This is a genomic window from Streptomyces sp. TAA040, from assembly GCF_000424845.1.
Genome location: NZ_AUKR01000020.1, coordinates 18,174 through 34,880 on the forward strand (window position 1 = coordinate 18,174; position 16,707 = coordinate 34,880).

Annotated in this window: 17 protein-coding genes; 11 read left to right on the forward strand and 6 right to left on the reverse strand. The window is 73.8% G+C overall.

From position 1 onward, the window contains the following. Positions 1-55 precede the first annotated feature (55 nt). On the reverse strand, positions 56-673 hold the full coding sequence (locus H300_RS0116795; protein WP_028428355.1) for a DUF5134 domain-containing protein: 618 nt from the start codon (positions 671-673) through the stop codon (positions 56-58). 103 nt (positions 674-776) lie between these two features. After that, positions 777-1,169: a glyoxalase superfamily protein gene (locus H300_RS0116800; RefSeq protein ID WP_028428356.1), complete on the reverse strand. Its 393-nt coding sequence runs from the start codon at positions 1,167-1,169 to the stop codon at positions 777-779. Between the two features lie 75 nt (positions 1,170-1,244). Between H300_RS0116800 and H300_RS0116805 the strand changes: the two genes are divergently transcribed. Continuing rightward, a complete protein-coding gene (locus H300_RS0116805) occupies positions 1,245-1,802 on the forward strand; it encodes a GNAT family N-acetyltransferase (protein WP_028428357.1) in 558 nt (185 codons plus the stop codon). Here the strand turns inward: H300_RS0116805 and H300_RS0116810 are convergent. Further along, positions 1,786-2,469: a glycerophosphodiester phosphodiesterase family protein gene (locus H300_RS0116810; protein WP_028428358.1), complete on the reverse strand. Its 684-nt coding sequence runs from the start codon at positions 2,467-2,469 to the stop codon at positions 1,786-1,788. The genes H300_RS0116805 and H300_RS0116810 overlap by 17 nt on opposite strands. A 276-nt stretch (positions 2,470-2,745) precedes the next feature. Between H300_RS0116810 and H300_RS0116815 the strand changes: the two genes are divergently transcribed. The 3 genes from H300_RS0116815 to H300_RS0116825 all read left to right on the forward strand — a co-directional run bounded on the left by H300_RS0116815 (position 2,746) and on the right by H300_RS0116825 (position 6,082). Further along, on the forward strand, positions 2,746-4,167 hold the full coding sequence (locus H300_RS0116815; RefSeq protein WP_028428359.1) for a DUF6421 family protein: 1,422 nt from the start codon (positions 2,746-2,748) through the stop codon (positions 4,165-4,167). Between the two features lie 77 nt (positions 4,168-4,244). Continuing rightward, complete coding sequence (locus H300_RS0116820; protein ID WP_028428360.1) at positions 4,245-5,024, forward strand: SDR family NAD(P)-dependent oxidoreductase; 780 nt, start codon at positions 4,245-4,247, stop codon at positions 5,022-5,024. Next, positions 5,021-6,082, forward strand: coding sequence for a threonine aldolase family protein (locus H300_RS0116825; RefSeq protein ID WP_028428361.1), 1,062 nt, complete (start codon positions 5,021-5,023; stop codon positions 6,080-6,082). The genes H300_RS0116820 and H300_RS0116825 overlap by 4 nt, the downstream gene beginning before the upstream one ends. Before the next feature lie 48 nt (positions 6,083-6,130). On the opposite strand, the gene H300_RS0116830 is transcribed toward H300_RS0116825, so the two are convergent. Next, positions 6,131-6,844, reverse strand: coding sequence for a lysophospholipid acyltransferase family protein (locus H300_RS0116830; protein WP_028428362.1), 714 nt, complete (start codon positions 6,842-6,844; stop codon positions 6,131-6,133). A gap of 274 nt (positions 6,845-7,118) precedes the next feature. Between H300_RS0116830 and H300_RS0116835 the strand changes: the two genes are divergently transcribed. The 5 genes from H300_RS0116835 (at position 7,119) to H300_RS0116855 (ending at position 11,725) form a co-directional block, all read left to right on the forward strand. Beyond that, on the forward strand, positions 7,119-7,439 hold the full coding sequence (locus H300_RS0116835) for a thioredoxin family protein (RefSeq protein WP_028428363.1): 321 nt from the start codon (positions 7,119-7,121) through the stop codon (positions 7,437-7,439). Positions 7,440-7,635: 196 nt separating this feature from the next. Continuing rightward, positions 7,636-8,166, forward strand: a complete 531-nt coding sequence (locus H300_RS27375) for a flavin reductase family protein (protein WP_051270129.1) — start codon at positions 7,636-7,638, stop codon at positions 8,164-8,166. Positions 8,167-8,386: 220 nt separating this feature from the next. After that, complete coding sequence (locus H300_RS0116845) at positions 8,387-9,172, forward strand: electron transfer flavoprotein subunit beta/FixA family protein (protein ID WP_028428364.1); 786 nt, start codon at positions 8,387-8,389, stop codon at positions 9,170-9,172. A gap of 99 nt (positions 9,173-9,271) precedes the next feature. Then, positions 9,272-10,234, forward strand: a complete 963-nt coding sequence (locus tag H300_RS0116850; RefSeq protein WP_028428365.1) for an electron transfer flavoprotein subunit alpha/FixB family protein — start codon at positions 9,272-9,274, stop codon at positions 10,232-10,234. A gap of 207 nt (positions 10,235-10,441) precedes the next feature. Beyond that, positions 10,442-11,725, forward strand: a complete 1,284-nt coding sequence (locus H300_RS0116855; protein WP_028428366.1) for a DUF6986 family protein — start codon at positions 10,442-10,444, stop codon at positions 11,723-11,725. 127 nt (positions 11,726-11,852) lie between these two features. Here the strand turns inward: H300_RS0116855 and H300_RS0116860 are convergent, their stop codons facing one another. Beyond that, the gene (locus H300_RS0116860; protein WP_051270130.1) at positions 11,853-12,839 is read right to left on the reverse strand and encodes a LacI family DNA-binding transcriptional regulator; all 987 of its coding nucleotides are present in this window, start codon (positions 12,837-12,839) and stop codon (positions 11,853-11,855) included. Positions 12,840-13,014: 175 nt separating this feature from the next. Here H300_RS0116860 and H300_RS0116865 point away from each other — a divergent pair, with 175 nt between their 5' ends. Both H300_RS0116865 and H300_RS0116870 read left to right on the forward strand, forming a co-directional pair. Then, positions 13,015-13,956, forward strand: a complete 942-nt coding sequence (locus H300_RS0116865; RefSeq protein WP_028428368.1) for an ROK family protein — start codon at positions 13,015-13,017, stop codon at positions 13,954-13,956. A gap of 107 nt (positions 13,957-14,063) precedes the next feature. Further along, a complete protein-coding gene (locus H300_RS0116870) occupies positions 14,064-15,218 on the forward strand; it encodes an NUDIX hydrolase (protein WP_028428369.1) in 1,155 nt (384 codons plus the stop codon). Between the two features lie 10 nt (positions 15,219-15,228). Here the strand turns inward: H300_RS0116870 and H300_RS0116875 are convergent, their stop codons facing one another. Beyond that, on the reverse strand, positions 15,229-16,587 hold the full coding sequence (locus H300_RS0116875) for a dipeptidase (RefSeq protein ID WP_028428370.1): 1,359 nt from the start codon (positions 16,585-16,587) through the stop codon (positions 15,229-15,231). Between the last annotated feature and the right edge of the window lie 120 nt (positions 16,588-16,707).

Consider the following 16,707-nt stretch of genomic DNA (forward strand, 5'->3'; position numbering starts at 1 on the left):
CACGTCACGCCCCCGCGCCCCGGAGAGCCCTCTCGGGTCTGCGCCGAGCGCCCGCTCACGCCCCGGCGAGCATCGCGAACATCCCCAGCGCCAGCGTCAGTCGGCACGCGGTCGCGACCTCGGGCGGCGCGAGCGGCCCGCGGGCGGAGCCGTCTGACGACGGGCCGCAGGAGGTCCCGCCGGCGGGCCGCAGGACACCGTGTCCGGCGGGTGCGGCCGCCGGTACCAGTGCGGCCCCCGCGCGGAGCGCGTAGAGGCCGAAGTAGAGCAGGAGGGCCCCGGTGGCCAGGGACGCCGCGGCGTTCGGGGACGGGGCGTGCCCGGCGTGCTGCCCGCCGGAGGCCGCGGCCATGGCGAGCGACATGTGGACCATCGCCAGCGCCTCCACCAGGTGGTGAAGCTGGTGCGGTGCCCGGCGGAGCAGCAGCACCAGGCAGCGGAGCGCCGTCGCGGCGAAGAGCGCGGCGAACGCGCCCGCCCGTGCGGCGGGCGGCAGCAGCGCGGAGGTGTCGAGCGGCAGCGCCATCGCGGCCATCGCCCCGCCCATCAGCGCCTCGACGGCCGAGGTGCTGCGCTGAGCGGGCGCCGCACCGCGCATCCGCAGCAGGCAGACCGCAGCTGCCGACGCGCACACCGCGGCCAGCAACCAGCCGACCAGCGGTTGACCGTGCATCGCGCACCTCCCCATTCGGACCGACGGGAAGGCTGCCCGGTCGCCGGGCCGGCGCACCACCTGGGCGGGGAGCGCACCGGTGCACGGACGGGAGCGTGCGGGATCAGAGGGCCGGGCGGTAGCGCATCGGGTGGTCGGCGGGGATCTCCACGACGCAGATCCGGACCTCGTCCGGGGCGGCGAGCCACATTTCCACCAGCCCCCACGGCTCGCGGACCGGCGGACGCAGCACCCGCACCCCGCGCCCGGTCAACTCGCGGTGCGCCGCTTCGGCGTCGGCCACCTGGAGCCACAGCCGAAGCCCCGGCGACGAGGGGGCGTCCGCGCGTCCGGAGACCTCCAGGAAGCCGCCGCCGAGGAAGTAGACGGTGGCGCGTCCCTCACCCGTCTCGAACTCGCGGTGGATGTCCAGGCCGAGCGCGCTTCCGTAGAAGTCCCGAGCGGCCTGCGGGTCCGTCGGGTGCAGGAGCACCCGGCTGCTCAGTACGTGCACCATGCCCTGAGCCTACGGATCGCACCGGGACGCCGCCGCGGCCGCGAAGGGTTCCGGCGGGCCCCGTAGGCTCGGGGCATGGACGTCGCACAGAATCCCGCGCTCGCTTTCCGGTACGCCACCGAAGCCGATGCCGCGGCGCTGGTCGCCCTGGTGGAGTCCGCCTACCGGGGCGACGCGAGCCGGGCCGGGTGGACGACCGAGGCGGATCTGCTGGACGGGCAGCGGACCGATCGGGACGCGGTGCGCGCGGTGCTCGGTGCTCCGGGGAGCCGTGTGCTCGCCGCGGAGCGCGAGGGCGAGCTGCTGGCCTGCTGCCACCTGGAGCGGCGGGCGCGGCCCGGCGGACGGCCGGTGGCCTACTTCGGCATGTTCGCGGTACGGCCGGGGTGCCAGGGCGGCGGCCTCGGCAAGCAGGTGCTGGGCGAGGCGGAACGCGTCGCCCGGACGGAGTGGGGTGCGGGCGAGATGCAGATGACGGTCATCACCGCCCGCACGGACCTCATCGCCTGGTACGAGCGGCGGGGGTACCTGCGCACCGGGACGACGCACCCGTTCCCCTACGGCGACGAGCGCTTCGGTGTCCCGCGCCGTCCCGACCTGCGGTTCGAGGAACTGGTCAAGCACCTCGGCTGACGGCCGCCGCGATGCTCGGCAGGTCGGTCACGACCCCGTCCAGGCCGAGTCCGCGGGCGGTGGCGAGTTCCTCGTCGGTGTTGACCGTCCAGCTGATCACCTTGATGCCCTCCTGCCTGCACTGCCGGACCGTCTCCGGGTCGAGCCGGGGCAGCTCGCAGGAGACCATGTCGGCGCCCAGTTCCCGCGCCCGCTCCGGCGCGGTTGGGGTGGACCTGCCGGTGACGACGGCGATCGGGAGGTGCGGCAGCAGCGCCCGGGTGCGCCGCAGCGCCTCGTCGTGGAAGGAGATCACCCGCACCCGGTCGTGCAGCTTCCCGCGTTCGATCACGGCGGCGAGGACCTCGGCGGCCGCGGTGTCCTTGATCTCGGCCTGGAGCGGTGCCCGCACGGCTTCGACGACCTCCTGGAACACCGGCACCCGTTCGCCCAGCCCGGCGTCGAGTCCGCGGATCTCGGCGAGCGTCAGGTCGCCGACGGGTCCGGTGCCGTCCGTGGTGCGGTCCAGCTCCGCGTCGTGCAGGACGACCAGTCCACCGTCCCTGCTGAGGTGGAGGTCGAGCTCGATCACGTCGAGGCCCTCGCGTTCGGCGCGCCGGAACGAGCGCAGGGTGTTCTCCGGTTCGACGCCCATGACTCCGCGATGGCCGACGGTGATCATTGACACAGTGCTCCTGCTCCCCTCGACGGCCCCGGGGCCGGACGTCGTGCGAGCTCAGCCTATCCGGCGCCGCGGGGCAGCCGGTCGTGGCCGGGGCGCGCGCGGGACGGTCGCCGCCGTGGGGCCCGCCGGCGCCGCGAACGGGTGGTGGCGGTGAGGGGGCAGGAAAATATCAATCCAAACCCGGGTTGCGGCCGCAAGATTTCCTGTGCGCGGTTGAGTATCCGGAGGTTATGTGTCTACCGTGGAGGTCGGCCAACTTTCTCCCGTGAAGGGGCAGTGATGACGCAGACTCTTTCGTCCAGTGCGACAGATGAAGGTGCTCTTCCTCTTCCGCCTCTTGTCGACGAGCCCGCATGGCGGGAACTGAAGGACGCGGTGGAGCGAATACGCCCCTGGCAGTCGAAGGACGGTTCGATCGACTTCGACGCCGAGGACGCCCCGGCCCCGGCCGCCGTCCGCGCCGAGGTGGAGCGGGTCACCGCCGCGGTCGAGGCGCTCGCACCGCTGCTCCCCTGGAACGAGGCCTACCACCGGGCGCTGGCCGGCGACCTGCGGCGCTGGGCCGACGGCGGCTTCGCCGTTCCCGACTTCCTCGACTCCCTGCTGGCCTTCCAGCCCGCGGCGGCACGCGTGAACAATCGCCAGCACCTGGTCGTCTTCCCGATGTACACCCAGAACGGGAACCCGGACCGCAACCTCGAAGCCGTCGTCCTGCGCATGGTGTGGCCCGACTGGCTGGCGGAGCTGGAGCGCACCCGCTACGACAACCCGCTCTTCCTCGGCATCACCTTCGAGGATTTCACCAGCGGCTACGACACCCACTCCGCGGTGCTCTTCCCCGAGACCATCGCCGTCCGCGAGGCCCCGGAGCGGTTCACCTGGGGCGGCATCTTCTGCGACCGCGAGGCCGCCAGGTTCCGCCGGGTCGTCGATGCGGCCTGCGAGGTCACGAGCCTGGAGCTGCCGGAAGGGGCACGGGGGCTGCTGGCCGACCAGGAGCGGACCCAGGAGACCTTCGTGCTGTGGGACATGGTCCACGACCGTACCCACAGCCACGGCGACCTGCCCTTCGACCCGTTCATGATCAAACAGCGCCAGCCGTTCTGGATGTACGGGCTGGAGGAGCTGCGCTGCGACCTCACCGCCTTCCACGAGGCGGTGAAGCTGGAGGCCGACGGCTTCCCGCAGGGCCGCGACGTGCAGGACGCCGTGCTCCTGGAGCGGATGTTCCGTTTCCCGGTCACGGGCGAGCGCAACCGCAACTACGACGGCCTCGGCGGACAGCTCCTCTTCGCCTACCTGCACCGGAACGACGCGCTGCGCTGGAGGGACAACAAGCTGACCATCGACTGGGAGCGGGCCCGCGAGGTCACCGTCCGGCTGCGCGAGGAGATCGAAACCCTCTACCGCGACGGCATCGACCGCCCCAAGCTGGTGCACTGGTTCAAGGCCTACGAACTGGTCTCCGCCTATCTCGCACCGCACCCTGGCTCCACCTGGGCCAAGGGCCCGGACGCGCTGGACCTCGACCTGCCGCCGCGCAAGCTGGTCGACGAGGTGCATCCCGACGAGTTCCCGCTCAGCATGTTCTACGAGGCGCTCAAGAAGAAGCTCCGGTCCACGATCGCCTCGACCGAGGGCATCCGGGCCGACGGCACACGCCGGGACGCCGGCGTACCGGCGGCGCCCGCCGCGGCGTGAGGCGCCCGCGGGCCGGGTACGGCAGAACGGGAAGCGGGCACCGCGCGGGAGCCCGGACAAACGAGGAGGCGGCGAACATGAGCACTGCGACCACCGGCAACGGCCCCCGCGAGGGGGCGGGACCACTGGAAGGGGCCGTCGTGGCCGTCGCCGGCGCCGGCGGTCCGGCCGGGCACGCGGTGCTGCTGCGCCTCGCGCAGGCCGGCGCCGTCGTGGTCGGCGCCGACTCCGACGCCGCCCGGCTCGCCATCGGGGTCGACGCGGCCCGCTTCGCGCACGGCGGGGCCACCGTCACCGGGGACACCGTCGACCTGCTGGACCTCGACGAGACCCGGGTCTGGGCCGACCGCACCGAGAAGGAGTTCGGGCGGGTCGACGGGCTCATCCACCTCGTCGGCGGCTGGCGCGGTTCGGCCGGGTTCGCCGAGACCGACCTCGCGGACTGGGACCTGCTGGAGAAGCTGCTGATCCGCACCGTCCAGCACACCTCGCTGGCCTTCGAGGGCGCGCTCGGCCGCAGCGGCAACGGCAGGTTCCTGCTGACCAGTGCCGCCGGGGCGGGCAGGCCCACCGGCGGCAACGCCGCGTACGCCGCCTCCAAGGCCGCCGCCGAGGCGTGGACGCTGGCGCTGGCGAGCGCCTTCCGCAAGTCCGGGGGCGAGGAGGGGCCGCGCGCCGCGGCTGCCATCCTGGTGGTGAAGGCCCTGGTGCACGAGACGATGCGCGCCGAGCGCCCCCAGGCCGAGTTCGCCGGTTTCACCGACGTCGCGGACCTCGCGGAGGCGGCCGTCGACACCTGGAACCGGACCACCGAGGAAGTGAACGGGAAACGCCTGTGGCTCACACCCCAGCCGTGAGGACGGACGCCAAGCGCCGCCACGACCCGCAGCTGCGCGGGTTCGCCAGCGACAACTACGCGGGGGCGCACGAGGAGGTCCTGACCGCGCTCGCCCTGGCGAACGGCGGCCATCAGACCGCCTACGGCGGCGACGACTACACCGAGCAGCTCCAGCAGGTGTTCCGTCGGCACTTCGGGGCCCGGGCACAGGTCTTCCCCGTCTTCAACGGCACCGGTGCCAACGTGGTCGCCCTCCAGGCGGTCACCGACCGCTGGGGCGCGGTCGTCGCCGCCGACTCGGCGCACATCCACGTGGACGAGGGCGGTGCCCCCGAGCGGGTCGGCGGCCTCAAGCTGCTCACCGTGCCCACCGAGGACGGCAAGCTCACCCCGGAGCTGATCGACCGGGAGGCGTACGGCTGGGAGGACGAGCACCGGGCCATGCCGCAGGTCGTCTCGCTCACCCAGAACACCGAACTGGGGACCGTCTACACCCCGGACGAGATCCGCGGGATCTGCGACCACGCCCACGAGCGCGGGATGGCCGTCCACCTGGACGGGGCCCGGATCGCCAACGCGGCTGCCTCACTGGACGTGCCGATGCGCGCGTTCACCAACGTGGCCGGCGTCGACATCCTGTCCTTCGGCGGCACCAAGAACGGCGCTGTCCTCGGTGAGGCCGTGGTCGTGCTCGACCCGGACCGGGTCCGGGCGATGAAGCACCTGCGCAAGATGTCCATGCAGCTCGCCTCGAAGATGCGCTTCGTCTCGGTGCAGCTCGAAGCGCTGCTCGCGGGCGACCTGTGGCTGCGCAACGCCCGGCACGCGAACGCGATGGCCCAGCGGCTGGCCGAGGGTGCCCGCGCCGTCGAGGGCGTGGAGATCCTCTACCCCGTCCAGGCCAACGGCGTCTTCGCCCGGCTGCCGCTCGAGGTCGCGGAGCGGCTCCAGAAGCGCCACCACTTCTACTTCTGGGACGAGGCGGCGGGTACGGTGCGGTGGATGTGCTCCTTCGACACCACCGAGGACGACGTCGACGCCTTCATCGGCGCCCTCCGGGAGGAGTCGGCGAGGTGAACCGCCGCGCCGGGGCCGCCCGGGACGTCGTCCCGGGCGGCCGGCCGGTCAGGGGTGGGCGGCCGGAAGCGGCGCGGTCCCACCCAGGTGGGCGGGGAGCCACCAGGAGTCCTCGCGGTCCCTCGGCGTCGCCGGATAGGCCCGCTGCGCGTTCTCCAGCAGGTCCTGCATCCGCTCGCGGACCCGTTCCGTCACACTGGCCACCGGCTCGTCCGCCCCGGGAGTGAGCTGCTCGCCGACGCGGATGGTGACCGGGAAGTGATGGCGCCCGAAGTCCCGTTTGCGGCCCTTCGTCCAGATTCGCTGCGTCCCCCACAGCGCCACCGGAAGCAGGGGTACTCCGGCTTCCTGCGCCATGCGCGCGGCGCCGGTCTTGAACTTCTTCAGAGTGAACGACTGCGAGATGGTGGCCTCGGGGAACACGCCGATGATCTCTCCGTCGCGGAGCGCCCGGACCGCGTGCTGGTAGGCGTCGACGCCGGCGGAACGGTCCACGGGAATGTGCTTCATCGCCCGCATGAACGGCCCGGACACCCGGTGCCGGAACACCGACTCCTTGGCCATGAACCGCACCAGCCGTTTCGCCGGTCGCGCCGACAGCCCCGCGAACACGAAGTCGAGGTACCCGATGTGGTTGCTGACCATGACGGCGCCGCCCTGCTTCGGGATGTTCTCGGTTCCGGCGATGTCGAACCGCAGATCGAGCGCCTTGAACAGACCACGCGCCGCGCCGATTGCGGTCGAGTAGACGATCTCTGCCATGCGGGGACCCTTCGTGAGGCGGCCTGGGGAGGGATCTCCCGGCGGTGGATGCCCTTGAACCTACGCTGGCGTAATTTCTCGTGCCACCCCCGGGGGCACGAGACACCTGTCACGCCGGGGCCAGACGTGTCGCGCACCCGGTCTGTCCGGTGCCCGCGGAGGGGTGTTTCACACGGGCGGGATGCGGCGCGTCGGGAATCCCGGATCGCCGGGAGGCGTTCACCGCGGGGGCGCCCCGGCCGGGAGCCGGGCAACGACGACGAGAGGGGAGCGCGTGGGCGAGGACGAGGGGTCTGCGGCCGCCGCCGTTCCGGTGGCCGAACGGGGGGAGCGGGCCACGCTGGTGCAGTTCTCCAGCGCCTTCTGCCGGCCCTGTGCGGCCACCCGGCGGGTGCTGGCCGAGGTGACCGAAATGGTCGCCGGGGTCGCCCACGTGGAGATCGACGCCGAGGAGCGACTGCCGTTGGTCCGGGAGCTGGGGATCGTGCGGACTCCGACAGTCCTCGTCCTGGACGCCCGGGGCAGGGAGGTGCGGCGGGCGGTCGGACAGCCGCGCACCGCCGACGTGGTCGCCGCCCTCGGGGCCGTGCTGTGAACGGGTATCAAGCCCCGGTCGTCCGAAGGGGCTGCGCGCCGCTCGGCACCGCCCGCGCCGGAGCCGCCCGGCGCGGGCCCCGGCGGACGGCGGCAGTGACGGTGCCCGCATCCGCCCGGGGCCACTTGACGGCCCTCCCTGGATGTCGTCAGCCTGACACGATGTGGTCGGGAATACTCCGGTGAGCGCGTTCGGCATCCGGTCCGGGACGGAGTCGGCGCAGGCCCGGTCGCACGCGCCCCCCTCGGCGGGCGGCCCCGACGTGCTGCGGGCGGCCTTCCGCAACCACGCGGCCGGTGTCGCGGTGGTCACCGCGGCCGACCGGGACGGCCGTCCGGCGGGCTTCACTGCCACCTCGGTCGCCTCGGTCGCAGCCGACCCCCCGATGCTCTCCTTCGGGATCGGCACCACCTCCTCCACCTGGCCGGTGATCGCCGGAACCGGGCACGTCGGGGTGCACATCCTCGCGGAGGACCAGTGCGAACTCGCCGCCACCTTCGCCCGAAGCGGTGCCGACCGGTTCGCGCCGCCCACCCTCTGGCGGGAGGGCCCGGCCTCCGTCCCGGTGCTGGACGGGGTGCTGGCCTGGATGGTCTGCCGGGTCGCCGCCCTGGTGCCGGCCGGCGACCACCGGCTGGTACTGGCCGAGGTGACGCACGGCGAGGCCGCGGACAGCGGCCGCCCCCTGCTCTACCAGCGCGGACGCTTCCACGCGCTGCGCGACTGACCCCTCGTCCTGTGCCCGGAGCCGGGTGGCGCGCGACCGGCTCCCGGGTTGGCAAGGTCACAGTGTGACGGGCTTGTCCGGGGGGGATTCGCTCGTTGTACTGACGAGTAATAAACTGTGCGGACAGACCCGGTGCGACGACCGGGAACCGCCCCCGACAGCCGCCTATGCTGCCTGCACGAAGGCAGCCCCGTAATGACGAAGCAGTAGGAGAGCCGGCGTGAGCTTGAGGATCGTTGTCTGTGTGAAGTACGTGCCCGACGCCACCGGCGACCGGCACTTCGCCGAGGACCTGACCACCGACCGCGACGCGGTGGACGGCCTGCTGTCGGAGCTCGACGAGTACGCGGTGGAGCAGGCGCTCCAGATCGCTGCGGAGGCCGACGACGCCGAGGTCACCGTGCTCACCGTCGGTCCGGAGGACGCCAAGGACGCGTTGCGTAAGGCGCTGTCGATGGGCGCGGACAAGGCCGTCCACGTGGAGGACGACGACCTTCACGGCACGGACGTGATGGGCACCTCGCGCGTGCTGGCCAAGGCCGTCGAGCACACCGGCTACGACCTGGTCGTCTGCGGCATGGCCTCGACCGACGGAACCATGGGTGTGCTGCCCGCGATCCTGGCAGAGCGGCTGGGTGTCCCGCAGGCCACCCTGCTGTCCGAGGTCTCCGTCGCCGACGGGAAGGTCACCGGCCGCCGGGACGGCGACGCGGCGACCGAGCAGCTTCAGGCCGCGCTGCCGGCCGTGATCTCGGTGACCGACCAGTCGGGCGAGGCGCGCTACCCCTCGTTCAAGGGCATCATGGCCGCCAAGAAGAAGCCGGTCGAGTCCCTCGACCTGGACGACCTCGGCATCGAGGCCGAGGAGGTCGGCCTCGACGGAGCCTGGACCAAGGTCGACGACGCCGTCGCGCGCCCGCCCCGGACCGCCGGCACCGTCGTCAAGGACGAGGGCGAGGGCGGCAAGCAGCTCGCCGAGTTCCTCGCGGGTCAGAAGTTCATCTGAGCGGTTCGCCCCGGTACCGCCGGCCGGTCGCACCGCGCCGCCCCCGCCGGCAGGCCCTCGCCCATCACGTCCGCACCATCTTCGCAGGAGTGCATTCCCATGGCTGAAGTTCTCGTCTACGTCGACCACGTGGACGGTGCCGTCCGCAAGCCGACCCTCGAACTGCTGACCCTCGCCCGCCGCATCGGCGAGCCCGTCGCCGTCCACCTCGGGCCGGGCGGCGACACCGCCGCGGCCACGCTGGCCGAGTACGGCGCCGTCCGGGTGCTCACGGCGGACGCGCCGGAGTTCGCCGACTACCTCGTGGTGCCCAGGGTGGACGCCCTGCAGGCCGCCTACGAGGCCGTCTCGCCGTCCGCGGTGCTCGTCCCCTCCTCCGCGGACGGCAAGGAGATCGCCGCCCGCCTCGCGGTGCGGATCGGCTCGGGCATCCTCACCGACGCCGTCGACCTGGAGGCCGGTGACGAGGGGCCGGTGGCCGTCCAGTCGGTGTTCGCCGCCGCCTTCACCACCCGTTCGCGGGTCTCGAAGGGCACTCCGGTCATCACCGTGAAGCCGAACTCGGCCGCACCCGAGGCGGCTCCCGCTGACGGCACGGTGGAGCCCCTCGCCGTCTCCTTCGGCGAGCAGGCGAGCGGGACGAAGGTCGTCTCGCGCACCCCGCGGGAGTCCTCGGGCCGCCCCGAGCTGACCGAGGCGGCGATCGTCGTCTCCGGCGGCCGCGGCCTCAACGGAGCGGAGAACTTCCACGTCATCGAGTCCCTGGCGGACTCGCTCGGTGCCGCTGTGGGCGCCTCCCGTGCCGCGGTGGACGCCGGCTGGTACCCGCACGCCAGCCAGGTCGGGCAGACCGGCAAGTCGGTCTCGCCGCAGCTCTACCTCGCGGCCGGCATCTCCGGCGCCATCCAGCACCGGGCCGGCATGCAGACCTCGAAGACCATCGTCGCGGTCAACAAGGACGCCGAGGCGCCGATCTTCGACCTGGTCGACTACGGCGTCGTCGGAGACCTCTTCGAGGTGGTGCCGCAGCTGACCGAGGAGGTCAGGACCCGCAAGGGCTGACCGCCCGCCCCGCTTGCACCGGCGCCGGGCTTCCGCCCGGTCGCACCGGCGTCCGCACGACGGCCGGGTGCGCGGCGCTCCTCGGAGGAGCGCGGCACACCCGGCCGTCGTGCGGACGGGGCCCCGTCCGGGTGTTGACGTGCCGCCCCGCGGGGATTAGCGTCCCGACCATTCTTCAACGTTTTGTTGATTTCCGTGGGAGTGCACATGACGCAGGGCGGAGCGGTCCCCACCACCTTCGACGACTCGGTGGGCCGGGAGATCGGCGCCGCCCTCGCGGCGGTCGACGCCGACCTGGCCCGCCGCTACCCGGGCGACCCCGGAACCCGGCAGCCCGTGCACACCGTCTACGTGCCCGCCGACAAGCTGACGGCGGACACGGTGCGCACCTGGGGCGACCGGGCGCTCGCCCTGCTCGACGCGCACGCGCCGGACGCCGCGGCCCTGGCGGACGTGCTCGGCCTGGACCCGGCGGAGGCCGGGGAGGTGTACGGCCGGGTCCGCGCCAAGCTCGTTCGGGAGCCCGTCGAGGACCTGCGGATCGACTTCGAGGACGGCTACGGCGAGCGTCCGGACGTCGAGGAGGACGCAGCCGCGGCGGCTGCCGCGGCGACGGTGGCCGACGCGGTCGCCGCGCAGGACCCCGCCCGCGCCCCCGCCTTCCTCGGCATCCGCCTCAAGTGCCTGGAGGCAGCGGTCCGCGACCGGGGCATCCGCACGCTGGACATCTTCCTCACCGGGCTGATGGCGGCCGGGGGGCTGCCCGAGGGGCTGCTGCTGACCCTGCCCAAGGTCAGCTGCCCGGAGCAGGTCACCGCGATGGGGCGGCTCTGCGAGCAGTTCGAGAGCGCTCGCGGGCTGCCGCCGGGGCGGATCGGGTTCGAGATCCAGATCGAGACCACCCAGGCCGTTCTCGGTGCCGACGGCCGGGCCACCGTGGCCCGGATGATCGAGGCCGCGGGCGGCCGGGCCACGGGTCTCCACTACGGCACCTTCGACTACAGCGCCGCCTGCGGAGTCGGGGCCGCCCACCAGGCGACGGATCACCCGGTGGCGGACCACGCCAAGGCGGTGATGCAGGTGGCCGCGGCGGGCACCGGGGTCCGGCTGTCCGACGGTTCCACCAACGTGCTGCCGGTCGGAGGTGCGGAGCAGGTGCACGCCGCGTGGCGGCTGCACCACCGCCTGGTCGGGCGCTCCCTGGCCCGCGCCTACTACCAGGGCTGGGACATGCACCCGGGGCAGTTGCCGACCCGCTACGCCGCCGTCTACGCCTTCTACCGCGAAGGCCTGGAGCAGGTGGCGTCCCGGTTGGCCGACTACGCGCACCGCACCTCCGGGACGGGCGTCCTGGACGAGCCGGCGACGGCGAAGGCGCTCGGCGGCCACCTGCTGCGGGGGCTGCACTGCGGGGCGGTCGACGAGGCGGAGGTCGCGGGGCTGACCGGGCTCGGCAGGGCGGAGCTCGCGGCTTTCGCCGCCCCCCGCTGACCCGCTTCGCCGTCCGCGGCCGGACCGCCGGCGGCGCCGCGGTCCGGCCGGCCGTCTCCCGTCGAGCCGCCGCACGTGCGCCCCGGGGCCGGTCGCCCTCCCGCTGCCGTGTCCCGGCCGGTGCGGGTCAGTCCGCCGGCGGCAGCTCGCCGGAGCCCCGGGCGATCAGGCGGGTGGGCAGCTGGAACGTCCGCGGTGGTTCCCCCGCCCCCGCGAGGCGGCGGAAGAGCAGTTCCGCCGCTTTGCGGCCGAGCAGGGTCGCGTCCTGCGCGACCACGGTCACCGGGGGATCGAGCAGGTCGGCGAGTTCGAGGTCGTCGAAACCGATCAGGGCGACACGCCGGTCCAGGGCGGCCAGTACCCGCACCGCGGTCGCGGTCACCCGGTTGTTGCCGGCGAACAGCGCCGTCACCGGCTCGGGACCGCTCAGCATCGCCTCCGCCGCGGCCGCCACCCGTGCCGCGTCGGTGGGGCCGGGAGCCACCCGGGCGTCCGGCACGGGCAGACCGGCGGCCTCCATCGCGGCCCGGAAGCCGCGCAGACGTTCCGCGGTGGTGTGGATGCGCGGCTGGTCGCCGATGAAGCCGATCCGCCGGTGGCCGTGCGCGATCAGGTGCGCGACGCCGTCCCTGGCCCCGGCGAAGTTGTCGGAGAGCACCGTGTCGGCCTCGATGAGGCCCGGCGGCCGGTCGACGAAGACCGTCGCGATCCCGGCGGCGATCTCCGGTTCGAGGTACTGGTGGTCGCCACTGGCCGGCACGACGATCAGTCCGTCCACCCGGCGGGCGCAGAACGCCAGGGCGAGTTCCTCCTCCCGCTCGGGGTCCTCGGCGCTGGAGCCGTTGAAGAGCAGGGCGCCGTGCGCGCGGGCCACCTCCTCGACCGAGCGGCTGAGCGGCCCGTAGAAGGGGTCCGCCAGGTCCTCCAGGACCAGTCCGATACTGGCCGTCCGCCCCTTGCGCAGGATTCGGGCGCTGTCGTTGCGCCGGAATCCCAGCGCGGTGATGGCCTCCCGCACGCGCCGCTCGGTGTCGACCGACACCCCCGTCTCGCCGTTGACCACCCGGGAGACGGTCTTCAGGCCCACGCCCGCACGGGCGGCGACGTCCTTCATGGTCGGCCGGTTGCCGAACGGGACCGGTGCCGGTGAGCCGTGGTGGGGTGCGCGGGTGAGGTCTGCCACGTCGGGGTCCGTCCTGTGCGTCGTTGCGGTGCGGGGGACCGTTCGAGGATAGGCCCTGGCCAGGCCGTCTGGACAACGTTGTCTTTTTGCGGTGGACTGGGTCGCCATGGACATCGACTTCGCCGCGGCCCTCGATATCGGGGGCACCAAGATCGCCGGTGCGCTGGTGGACGACAGCGGAAAACTGCACGTCCGCGTCCAGCGGCCGACACCTCCCGGCGGGGACGGCGACGCCGTGCTCGGGGCGGCGAACGAGGTGCTGGGCGAGCTGCGTGCGGCGGTCCAGTGGAGCCGGGTCGGCGCGCTCGGCATCGGCAGCGCCGGGCCGGTGGACGCCAGGAACGGCACGGTCAGCCCGGTGAACATCCCCGGCTGGCGGGACTTCGCCCTGGTTGAGGGCGTGCGGCGGGAGATCGGCGAGCTCCCGGTCGTCCTGGTGGGCGACGGCGTCGCGATGACGGCGGCCGAACACGCCCAGGGCGCCGCCCGCGGGCACGCCAACGCCCTCGGGATGGTCGTGTCCACCGGTGTGGGCGGCGGACTGGTTTTGGAGGGCCGCCCGTTCCCGGGAACCACCGGTAACGCCGGCCACGTCGGCCACATCAGCGTGGAGCTGGACGGGGAGGCGTGCCCGTGCGGCGCACGCGGATGCGTGGAGCGCATCGCCAGCGGTCCGAACATCGCCCGGCGTGCGCGGGCCGCCGGCTGGCGGCCGGGCCCGGACGGGGACGCCTCGGCGGCGGCGGTGGCCGCGGCGGCCGAGGCCGGCGACCCGGTCGCCCTCGCCTCCTTCGAGCGGGCGGCCCGGGCCCTCGCCGCCGGGATCGCCGCTACGGCCGCGCTCGTGGAGATCGACATCGCCGTCATCGGCGGCGGGGTCGCCCAGGCGGGCGACGTGCTGTTCGGACCGCTGCGCAGCGCCCTTGACGACTACGCCACCCTCTCGTACGTGCGCGGGCTCACGGTGGTGCCGGCCGCGATCGGGACGGACGCCGGGCTGGTGGGTGCAGCCGCGGCCTGCCGCACGCTCCCTCCTGCGCGCCGTTAGCGCCCCTGCGCACTGCCGAGCCCGGCGTGTGCACCGCTGAGCCTCGCGCGTTTCCGTGGCAGGGTATTGCGGGCACTGATCCGGGGGGCGAGCGAGGAGGGGGAATCGTGATCGTCTGGTTGAACGGCGCCTTCGGCGTGGGCAAGACCGCAGCAGCGCGGGAACTCGTCCAGTTGCTCCCCGACGCCACGCTGTACGACCCGTGGTCCGCGGGTGCGGGGCTGCTGCGGATGCTGCCCAAGGAGCGGCTCGCGGAGCTCGACGAGCCGCAGGACCTGCCGGCCTGGCGGCGGCTGGTGGTCGACACCGCGGCGGCTCTGCTCAGCGAGGTGCCGGGTCCGCTGGTCGCGCCGATGTCCCTGCTGCGGCAGGAGCACCGGGACGAGATGTTCGGCTTGCTGGCCGCCCGCCGCATACCGGTGCGGCACTTCCTGCTCGATCGCCCCGCGCGGCGGTCCGGCTCCGGGCCGGCAGGAGCGGACGAGGGGCTCCTGCCGGACCGGGAACCGCGGGTAGCCCGGGAGGAAACGATCCTTCCGGGTCGGGGCGACCGCCTTCCCGGCGATCCGCCCGGGGCACAACGGGCCGCCGGACCGGGCGGACCGGGTGGACCGGACGGACCGGGTGGGCGTCGCCACCCGCCCCCGGACGCCGGGGCGCCGCCCTGGCTGCGGGCCGACGCGGTGCACCTGGACGTGACCGGGCTCGGTCCCCGGCGCGCGGCCCGCGCGGTGGCGGACGCGCTCCGGGAGGGCCGGGGCGCCTGCGAGATCGTGCAGTCCGGCGAACCCTCCGCGGAGACGGTGGCCGCCGGCGTGCTGCTCTTCGACGAGCAGGACCGAGTGCTCCTCGTCGACCCCACCTACAAGCCCGGTTGGGAGTTCCCCGGCGGCATCGTGGAACCGGGGGAGAGCCCCTCCCGCGCCGGCGTCCGCGAGGTGCACGAGGAACTCGGGCTGCGACTGGAGGGCGGGCTCCGGCTGCTGGTCGTCGACTGGGAGCCGCCCAGCAGACCGGCCTTCGGCGGGTTGCGGCTGCTGTTCGACGGGGGCCTCCTGGCCGCCGCCGACGTCGAGCGGCTGCTGCTGCCCGGTGCGGAACTCCGCGACTGGCGCTTCGTCACCGAGGCGGAGGCGCGGGTGCTGCTGCCCGCGAACCGGCACGAACGGCTGCGCTGGGCCCTCCGCTCCCGCCAGGGCGGCGGCCCGCTCAACCTGGAGGCGGGCGTCCCGGTCGTGGCGCCGCCGGGGACCGCCGCCTGACGGGAGCCCGTCAGCGGGCCGCGGCGTACCGTTGGAGGAAGAGCGCCTCGGCCACCGACATCCGCTCCAGTTCCTCGGGACTGACGCTCTCGTTCACGGCGTGGATCCGGGCCTGCGGCTCGCTGAGGCCGGTGAGCAGGATCTCCGCCCGCGGGTAGAGCTCGGCCAGGGTGTTGCAGAGCGGGATCGATCCGCCCATGCCCGCCACAGCCATTTCCACGCCGTCGTAGGCCTCACGCATCGCCTCCGCCATCGCCGCGCAGGCGGGCCCGGTGGTGTCGGTGAGGAACGGCTGCGCCTGGCCGACCTGCTCGACGACCACCCGCGCACCCCAGGGTGCGCGGGCGTGCAGGTGTGCCGCGAGCAGACCCGCGGCCTCGGTGGCGTCGGCGCCCGGCGGCACCCGCAGGCTCACCAGTGCGCGGGCTCCCGCCTGCACGGACGGCGTGGCCCCGACGACAGGCGGGCAGTCGATGCCCAGGACGGTGACGGCGGGCCGGGCCCAGAGCCGGTCCGCCACCGTGCCCGCGCCGATCAGCTCCACCCCGTCGAGCACTCCGGCGTCCCGACGGAAGTCCTCCTCCGGGTACGCGATGCCGTCCCAGACCCCCTCGGCCGCCAGCCCGTCGACAAGGGTCGAGCCGTCCTCGGCCCGCAGCGAGTCGAGCAGCCGCACCAGGGCCGCGAGGGCGTCCGGGGCGGCGCCGCCGAACTGGCCGGAGTGCAGGTTGCCCTCCAGCGTGTCCACCTGCACCCGGACCATTGCCATGCCGCGCAGCACGCTGGTGACGGTCGGCAGCCCGGCCCGGAAGTTGCCCGAGTCACCCACCACGACGGTGTCCGCGGTGAGCAGTTCGGGGTGTTCCTCGGCGTACCGTTCGAGACCGCCGGTGCCCTGCTCCTCGGAGCCCTCGGCGATCACCTTGACCGTCACCGGCACCCCGCCGTCCGCCCTGAGCGCGCGCAGGGCGAGCAGGTGCATGATCAAGCCGCCCTTGCAGTCCGCGGCCCCGCGCCCGTACCAGCGGCCCTCCCGCTCGGTCAGCTCGAACGGCGGGGACAGCCACGCCTCCTCGTCCAGCGGCGGCTGGACGTCGTAGTGCGCGTACAGCAGCACCGTCGGGGCCCCGACGGGGCCCGGCAGCAGGCCGTAGACGGAACGGGTGCCGTCCGGGGTGTCCAGCAGCTCCACCTCCGTGAAGCCCTCGGCCCGCAGGACCGCGGCGATCCAGTCGGCCGCGGCCAGGCACTCGCCGGGCGGGAACTGCTCGGGATCGGCGACCGAACGGAACCGGATGAGTTCCGCCAGCTCGTCCTTGGCCTGTGGCATCAGCGTGGCGACGGTGGCCGCCAGGGCGTCATGCGCCATCGGGAAAGCTCCTTGCACGTGCGCGTGGACAACCGGACGCGCAGGGGTCTCCCCGCGTCCGCAATGATCTGCTGATACTCCCACAGCGGGAAGAGCGGCCGAGGGGCCGTAGGATGCCGG